Source organism: Paraburkholderia sp. BR13439 (assembly GCF_040948805.1).
Taxonomy (GTDB): Bacteria; Pseudomonadota; Gammaproteobacteria; order Burkholderiales; family Burkholderiaceae; genus Paraburkholderia; species Paraburkholderia youngii.
Genome location: NZ_JBFPKN010000185.1, coordinates 1 through 284, shown reverse-complemented (window position 1 = coordinate 284; position 284 = coordinate 1). Strand labels below are relative to the sequence as shown.

Here is a 284-nt window from a genome sequence, read left to right as displayed (position 1 = left end):
GTACGATCCAGCGCAGCGCGTTGAACATCTCGCGCAGTTCGTAGCGGCGCTGCAGTGCGTCCTTGTTCATCAAGGTCAGATACGGAGCGGCGAAGTACCACTCTTCATCCGATACATCCGTTGGGTACGGCCTGCGTTTTTTCATTCCGCCAGGATACTAGGGAAGGTCTGCACAACTCGTTTTCAGAGAGTTGGCCGTTTGCCACTTGCGTTGTATCAGCCATGAGAGTCTGCTGGCAGGTTGGTCGCCTGGCTTTTTGAAGCGTGACGACCACTGTTTGCCG

At 55.3% G+C, this 284-nt stretch carries 1 protein-coding gene; it reads right to left on the bottom strand.

From position 1 onward, the window contains the following. On the bottom strand, positions 1-145 hold a 145-nt coding region (locus AB3X96_RS42795), incomplete at its 3' end, for a transposase (protein ID WP_368594447.1). Between the last annotated feature and the right edge of the window lie 139 nt (positions 146-284).